Origin of the sequence: Klebsiella sp. EMBS2024, assembly GCF_036233805.1 — a bacterium.
GTDB lineage: Bacteria > Pseudomonadota > Gammaproteobacteria > Enterobacterales > Enterobacteriaceae > Klebsiella > Klebsiella pneumoniae.
Map to the genome: position 1 here is coordinate 1,802,465 of NZ_JAZARW010000001.1, position 6,648 is coordinate 1,809,112.

Genomic DNA, 6,648 nt, shown 5'->3' on the forward strand with positions numbered 1-6,648 from the left:
GNCAGCAACCTGACAGCCGCATGCCAGCTGGCGTCAGGCGTTGGCCAGCGGAGAATCCGGTTGCCAGGGGCGGGCATTGATCCCGCGGAAAATCATCAGCCAGGCGGCGACAATCGCCACGATAAGAATGACAAAAAGCGACCAGTGCGGCAGATGGGTGAGGATCAACCCCGTCAGCATCGGGTTGAATGCCGCCCCAAGCCACCCCAGCGACTGGGCGGAGAAGTAGCTGGCCTTCATCCCCGGCGGGGCAATATGGTCAATCAGCATATACTCCCCGGGGGCATAAATCACTTCCCCGAGGGTGAAGATCGCCGCCGAGATCCCCCACGCCCACAGGCTGGCGCCAGAGAACATAAAGCCCACAAGGCCGATCACAAAGCAGACGGTGCCGAAGGTCATCAGCGGGCGGATATTTCTCGCGCTCAGCCGCCGGCCAACCGCGTACTGCAGAGCCACCACCACCGCGGCGTTGACCGGCAGCACCACGGCCACCACTTTCTCGGCGAAATCGCTGCTGGCGACCACCAGCACATACTGCGAGAGACAGGAGGCGAAGGCGCCGCCGACGAAGGAGGCCAGCAGCCCGGAGCAGGTAAACCACAGCAGCGCCCGGTCGCGCAGCAACACCGAAGGCGACCAGGGCGCGGCGCCCGGCTGGGCCGCGGCGGCGCCATCCCGCTGAAGAAACAGCTGAATAAACACCAGCGGAAAGGCGGCGCAGGCGGCCGCCAGCCAGAACGGCAAATTGATACTGTGCATTACCAGCAGGGTGCCGATGGGCGGCCCAACGGTCCAGCCGATGTTGAGGATGGTGTAGTTCAGCGAGAAGATGCGCGCTTTTTTCTCTGCCGTCAGCCGATCGGCGAACCAGGCTTTCAGGACGGTGGAAAAGACCGAGTAGGCGCAGTTGATCAGCGCAAAGAAGATCACCACCAGGAGGGCGTTATTGACCAGCGGTATTGCGCTGAAGCCGAGAATAAACACCAGCACTGACCACACCATATAGCGCTTTTTATCGAACCTGTCAGCGAGGATGCCAAAACCCATGCTGAACAACACCCCAACCACCAGCGCCAGCGACAGGGCATAGCCAATCACATCTACCTCCAGCTGAAAGCGTCGGGTGAGATAGATGGTCATAAACGGCAGTGTGGCCCCGCGGCCGATAGTCAACAGTAACGACGATGCCAGCAGCGCGATGGTGGAGCGCCGGAGAGTGGTGATCATGATTTCCTTGCCTGTCATGTTGTTATAATTTTATGTCTTCGATCACAAATAACACGGTCATTACGCCTTGTACAGGTCATCGCGGTCGACGGGCGCACTTCCGGGCCTGCCAAAAATAATGATCTATCCCGGCGGCCGCTTTTTCGCTACTTTGATTTTGTTCACAAAAATTCCAATAACGACAGAGGCAGGGGTATGACGAGGAAAGATGGACTACTGGCGCTGCTGGTAGTGGTGGTGTGGGGGCTTAACTTTGTGGTGATTAAGCTGGGGTTGCACAATATGCCGCCGCTGATGCTGGCGGGGCTGCGCTTTATGCTGGTCGCCTTCCCGGCGCTGCTGTTTGTCGCCCGGCCAGCTATTCCGCTGCGCCTGCTGCTGGGCTATGGCCTGACCATAAGTTTCGGTCAGTTCGCCTTTCTGTTCTGCGCTATCGGCCTGGGTATGCCGGCCGGGCTGGCCTCCCTTGTGCTGCAGGCGCAAGCCTTCTTCACCATCATCCTTGGCGCCTTCGTATTTGGCGAACGTCTGCAGGGCAAGCAGCTGGCGGGGATCGCCCTGGCGATCTTTGGCGTGCTGGTGCTGGTGGAGGGCAGCCTTGGCGGGGAGCATGTGCCGCTGGTGGGCTTTATGCTGACCCTCGCGGCGGCGCTCAGCTGGGCCTGCGGCAATATTTTCAACAAGAAAATAATGTCCCAGGCGAGCCGGCCGCCAATCATGTCGCTGGTGGTCTGGAGCGCGCTGATCCCGGTGCTGCCGTTTATGCTGGCCTCATTGTTGATCGATGGCCCGCAGACCATGCTGGCGAGTCTGCAACACATCGATCTGCTAACGATACTGTCGCTGCTTTATCTGGCGTTTATCGCCACTATCGTCGGCTATGGCATCTGGGGATCGCTGCTGGGGCGGTATGAAACCTGGCGGGTGGCGCCGCTGTCGCTGCTGGTGCCGGTGGTGGGAATGGCCAGCGCTGCGCTGCTGCTCGGGGAGACGCTGAGCGGACTGCAGCTCACCGGGGCGGTGCTGATTATGGCCGGGCTCTACATTAATGTCTTTGGCTTACGTTTGGTGCGGCCTGGCATGGCGCGCGGATAAAAAAAAGCCCCGGAGACGGGGCTATACACAATTATGCGTGTAATGGCATCACAGGTCGTGCTGCTGGTAGTACGGCACGCCAAGTTCGTCAGATTTATCATTACCAGCCGCCATATGATTGAAATCAAACGGCGAATCATTATGTTCGGAAGGGATAATCATTGTATCACGCTGGTTTTGACGCACCGGCGTGGTGTTTTGCTCCGCATAGCTGAGGCTGGAGGCCAGCGACAAGAGTACGATAGCTGCGGCAGCGAATAGTTTCATGATTTCCTCAATACGTCTTTTATAGTGCAGGCGATTAACATCAGTTATTTAGCGGATGTAGATAGCGGGATTCGCCAGGTACATTCGTTATGCGATACTTGTGGGGCGGAACATCGAAATAGTTCTTGAACGTTCGCGTCAGGGTCTGCTGCGACTCGAAACCATAGCGTTCCGCCAGGTACAGGATTGGCTCATTACTCTGCTTGAGCTTCTGCGCAATCTCCGTCAGCTTGCGGCTGCGGATGTACTGGCCGAGGGAATGGCCGGTCTCTTTCTTAAACATACGTTGCAGGTGCCACTTAGAGTAACCGGAGCGCTCAGACACTTTTTCCAGCGACAGGGGCGATTCCAGGTTATCCTCGATCCACGACAAAATACTATGGATAGTGATGGCGTCATTATTACGTCTGGACATCATCTTACCTCTTCTTATTTTTACGGCAGGACCTTCTTGAGCAGTTGCTCAAGCATGGCGACTTCGTCCGCCGACAGATTTTTCGTTAACTCCTGGTGTAACTTCTGACCCACAACCTGATGACACTGCTCGCAAAGGGCTGCGCCGTCCGGCGTCAACTGCACCAGCACGCCGCGCTTGTCAGCGGGGTTGGGTAACCGTTCAATCCAGCCTTTGCACGCCAGGCGGTCGAGCATGCGCGTCATCGCGCCCGGGTCGACGGAAAGCACGGTTTTCAGCTCAACGGGGGTAATACATACTTCGCAACGAATGGAGCAGAGCACGCGAAACTGGGTCGCGGTAATATCCATAGGTGAGAGGTAGTCATTGAGCAGGCGATCTTTTTTCTGGTTAACCATCTGGATCAAGCGGCCCAGCGGGATCATTTCATTAAACAGGTCGCTGGTACTTTTCATAATGGTTGCCCAGGCAAGTAATTAGTTGCAAGTGATACTATTGCCCAGGCAATCATAAGTCAACATTATGAATTGGCCGATGCCACGATTTGCTAAAATGGAAAAGTACGATGTGGGTCACTCTTTATGATTTTTCTAACGCTTGTTATTTTTTTGCAGAAGTGATTTATCAGCAGGCTGGCGTCAAATTTGTTGAAGCCGATATACTCACGGAATGAAACCATTCTTAAAAAATGAATATTAACGGGACTTTAATTAACTATGTTCGATTTGTTTAAAGCAATAGGGCTCGGCCTGGCGGTGCTTTTACCGCTGGCGAATCCACTCACAACCGTGGCGCTGTTCCTTGGCCTGGCCGGTAATATGAACAACGCCGAGCGTAATAAACAGGCGTTAATGGCATCGGTGTATGTCTTCGCCATCCTGATGGTGTCGTGGTATGCCGGTCAGGTGGTGATGAATACATTCGGCATATCAATACCTGGGCTACGTATCGCCGGCGGATTGATTGTGGCCTTTATCGGTTTCCGCATGCTGTTTCCCCAGCAAAAAGCCCACGATTCGATGGAAGCGAAGATCAAATCGGAAGAACTGCAGGATGAACCGACCGCCAATATCGCCTTTGTGCCGCTGGCGATGCCAAGCACCGCCGGTCCGGGCACCATCGCGATGATTATTAGCTCCGCCTCGACCGTTAAGCACGGCGTGGACTTCCCGGAGTGGGTGGTGCTGGCGGCGCCGCCGATCATCTTTTTGCTGTTAGGGGTGATTCTGTGGGCTTGTCTGCGCAGTTCCGGCGCGATTATGCGTCTGGTTGGCAAAGGCGGCATCGAGGCCATCTCGCGACTGATGGGCTTTCTGCTGGTCTGCATGGGCGTGCAGTTTATTATTAACGGCGTGCTGGAGATCATTTCGACCTGGCATCCCTGACCGCCCGCGATGCGCAGAGAAAAAAAGCCCGCCGGCGCGATACCGGCGGGCTTTTTTGTGCGACGGAATCAGGAGTGGTGCGGCTGATGGTCTTCCAGCGATACCGGCCAGCGACGGAATATCATCAGCGACCAGACCAGCGCGACCAGCGCCGGAATGGCGCCGACGTAGCCGACGGAGGCCATGGAAAGATGCAGACTCACCTGGCTGCCGACCAGCGCCCCGGCGCCTATGCCGATATTAAAGATACCCGAGAACAGAGACATGGCGACGTCGGTGGCATCCGGAGCGGAGGCCAGCACTTTCACCTGCATGCCGAGACCGATAATCATGATCGCCACCCCCCAGAAGATGCTGAGCAGCATCAGGTGCTGCGGGTTATGCGAGGCCGGCAGCAGCAGCAGCAGGCAGGCGAGCAGCAGGGCAATCGCCAGGCTTATCAGCCCCGACGCGTGCTGGTTACCGAGCTTACCGAACAGAATGCTGCCGATAATACCGGCCCCGCCAAGGATCAGCAGCAGTACGGTGGCAAAGTTGCCGCTCAGGCCCGCTACCGTCTGGACAAAGGGCTCGATATAGCTGTAGGCGGTATAATGAGCGGTCACCACCACCACGGTCAGAATGTACACGCTGACCAGCGCCGGGCGGCGGAACAGCACCGGCAAGCTTTTCAGCGAGCCAGAATGTTCGCTCGGCAGGGTCGGCAGCAGTTTTACGAGGCAGGCCAGGGTGGCTAACGCGCCGAGGCCGATCGCCAGGAAGGTCATCCGCCAGCCAAAGTACTGGCCGATAATGCGCCCGATCGGAATACCAAACACCATCGCCAGCGCGGTACCGGTGGCGATCAGGCTCAGCGCCTGCGCCCGTTTGCCCGGCGGGGCCATGCGGATGGCCAGTGCCGACGTTATCGACCAGAAAACCGCATGCGCAAAGGCGATACCAATGCGGCTAATCACCAGCACGTCAAAATTCCAGGCAAAAAACGACAGGACGTGGCTGGCGATAAACAGAATAAACAGGCCGATAAGCAGGCGCCGGCGCTCCACTTTGCTGGTCAGCAGCATAAACGGCAGCGACATTAACGCCACCACCCATGCGTAGATGGTCAGCATCATGCCCACCTGGGCGGTTTCCATGCCGAAGCTGTCGGCAATATCCGACAACAGACCGACCGGGGCAAACTCTGTGGTGTTAAAAATAAACGCGGCGATGGCCAACGTCACGACACGTAGCCACGCTACCTTGCGTGAGACCGTATTCGTAGTCATAAGCTCTGGACTGGTGATTCAGGGAAAGATGTGACGCTGATCTTAAAACGATTGTTGGCGAAAAGACAATCATTTTGTGATCTGCGTCTCATTTAATCGCAAGGGGCCGGCCGCGGTTAAGCGATTAATTTTGCTATGGATAGTGTCAAGGGGGCGCTTTTATGTCATGTTGAAGGAAAGTAAAAAAAGTAAGGACAGGGTATGCAGGAAATTCAATTTTATCTGGTCGATGCTTTCAGCGATAAAAACTTTGGCGGCAATGCCGCGGCCGTCTGCCCGCTCAGCGAGTGGTTAGCCGACGATGTGCTCCTGAAAATGGCCCAGCAGCATAATCAATCCGAAACGGCTTTCTTTGTCCGTACCGACGAGGGCTATGAGCTGCGCTGGTTTACCACACTCGCTGAGATCAATCTCTGCGGTCACGCGACCCTCGCCGCAGCGCACGTTATTTTCGAATATCTCGACCATCCTTCGGCGACGATTCTCTTTAGCACCCGTTTTGTTGGTGAGCTGCGGGTCACCCGTAATGGCGACTGGCTGACGCTCGATTTCCCTGCGTGGTCGACCTCTCCGGTGGAAAAACCGCCGGCGGATCTGCTGACCGGGCTAGGACTCGAGGCCGCCGTTGAAGTTCGGGAAGGGCGCGATTATCTGGTGGTGCTGGCGGATCGCCAGCAGGTTGAAGCGGTGCGACCGGATATGGCGCGGCTGCGAACGCTTGGCAAAATGATCTGCGTCAGCGCGCCGGATGAAGAGTATGACTTTGTCAGCCGCTTCTTCTGCCCGGGAGAAGGGGTGCCGGAAGATCCGGTCACCGGCTCCGCCCATAGCATGCTGATCCCCTGGTGGGGCGAAAAGCTGGGGAAAACCACCATGATGGCGCGCCAGGTCTCCGCTCGCGGCGGCGACCTGCGCTGCCAGTGGCAGGGCGACCGTGTGCTGATTAGCGGCCAGGCCACCACCTATATGCGCGGAACGGTTTACCTGC

The 6,648-nt window shown here is 56.9% G+C and carries 9 protein-coding genes; 4 read left to right on the forward strand and 5 right to left on the reverse strand.

Going from position 1 to position 6,648, the window contains the following annotated elements; genetic code table 11:
- Positions 1 to 33: 33 nt before the first annotated feature.
- Positions 34 to 1,230, reverse strand: a complete 1,197-nt coding sequence (gene ydeE, locus VZP09_RS08120; RefSeq protein ID WP_004176243.1) for an efflux MFS transporter YdeE — start codon at positions 1,228 to 1,230, stop codon at positions 34 to 36.
- Between the two features lie 195 nt (positions 1,231 to 1,425).
- On the opposite strand from ydeE, the gene eamA reads away from it, so the two are divergent.
- Complete coding sequence (eamA, locus tag VZP09_RS08125; RefSeq protein WP_004143566.1) at positions 1,426 to 2,325, forward strand: O-acetylserine/cysteine exporter; 900 nt, start codon at positions 1,426 to 1,428, stop codon at positions 2,323 to 2,325.
- 48 nt (positions 2,326 to 2,373) lie between these two features.
- Here the strand turns inward: eamA and marB are convergent, their stop codons facing one another.
- Genes marB through marR form a run of 3 tightly spaced genes read right to left on the reverse strand, consistent with a single transcriptional unit; the run spans position 2,374 to position 3,462 of the window.
- Positions 2,374 to 2,592: a multiple antibiotic resistance protein MarB gene (gene marB, locus VZP09_RS08130; RefSeq protein ID WP_002904394.1), complete on the reverse strand. Its 219-nt coding sequence runs from the start codon at positions 2,590 to 2,592 to the stop codon at positions 2,374 to 2,376.
- Between the two features lie 40 nt (positions 2,593 to 2,632).
- Positions 2,633 to 3,007 (reverse strand): MDR efflux pump AcrAB transcriptional activator MarA, encoded by a 375-nt coding sequence (marA, locus tag VZP09_RS08135; RefSeq protein WP_002904397.1) that lies wholly within the window; start codon positions 3,005 to 3,007, stop codon positions 2,633 to 2,635.
- Between the two features lie 20 nt (positions 3,008 to 3,027).
- The gene (gene marR, locus VZP09_RS08140) at positions 3,028 to 3,462 is read right to left on the reverse strand and encodes a multiple antibiotic resistance transcriptional regulator MarR (RefSeq protein ID WP_004143563.1); all 435 of its coding nucleotides are present in this window, start codon (positions 3,460 to 3,462) and stop codon (positions 3,028 to 3,030) included.
- An 89-nt stretch (positions 3,463 to 3,551) separates the two neighbouring features.
- Here marR and VZP09_RS08145 point away from each other — a divergent pair, with 89 nt between their 5' ends.
- Positions 3,552 to 3,680: a hypothetical protein gene (locus VZP09_RS08145; protein ID WP_004217987.1), complete on the forward strand. Its 129-nt coding sequence runs from the start codon at positions 3,552 to 3,554 to the stop codon at positions 3,678 to 3,680.
- Between the two features lie 43 nt (positions 3,681 to 3,723).
- On the forward strand, positions 3,724 to 4,392 hold the full coding sequence (locus VZP09_RS08150; protein ID WP_002904403.1) for a MarC family NAAT transporter: 669 nt from the start codon (positions 3,724 to 3,726) through the stop codon (positions 4,390 to 4,392).
- Between the two features lie 68 nt (positions 4,393 to 4,460).
- Here VZP09_RS08150 and VZP09_RS08155 read toward each other — a convergent pair whose 3' ends face one another.
- The gene (locus tag VZP09_RS08155; protein ID WP_002904407.1) at positions 4,461 to 5,660 is read right to left on the reverse strand and encodes a sugar transporter; all 1,200 of its coding nucleotides are present in this window, start codon (positions 5,658 to 5,660) and stop codon (positions 4,461 to 4,463) included.
- Between the two features lie 201 nt (positions 5,661 to 5,861).
- Between VZP09_RS08155 and VZP09_RS08160 the strand changes: the two genes are divergently transcribed.
- Positions 5,862 to 6,648: PhzF family phenazine biosynthesis protein (locus tag VZP09_RS08160; RefSeq protein WP_328795035.1), on the forward strand; the 787-nt coding region annotated here is incomplete at its 3' end.

Bases quoted from the DNA above. Each gene is read 5' to 3' on its own strand.
- marR (WP_004143563.1), bottom strand. From the start codon at position 3,462: ATGAAAAGTACCAGCGACCTGTTTAATGAAATGATCCCGCTGGGCCGC.
- VZP09_RS08155 (WP_002904407.1), bottom strand. From the start codon at position 5,660: ATGACTACGAATACGGTCTCACGCAAGGTAGCGTGGCTACGTGTCGTG.
- marB (WP_002904394.1), bottom strand. From the start codon at position 2,592: ATGAAACTATTCGCTGCCGCAGCTATCGTACTCTTGTCGCTGGCCTCC.
- marA (WP_002904397.1), bottom strand. From the start codon at position 3,007: ATGTCCAGACGTAATAATGACGCCATCACTATCCATAGTATTTTGTCG.
- eamA (WP_004143566.1), top strand. From the start codon at position 1,426: ATGACGAGGAAAGATGGACTACTGGCGCTGCTGGTAGTGGTGGTGTGG.
- ydeE (WP_004176243.1), bottom strand. From the start codon at position 1,230: ATGATCACCACTCTCCGGCGCTCCACCATCGCGCTGCTGGCATCGTCG.
- VZP09_RS08150 (WP_002904403.1), top strand. From the start codon at position 3,724: ATGTTCGATTTGTTTAAAGCAATAGGGCTCGGCCTGGCGGTGCTTTTA.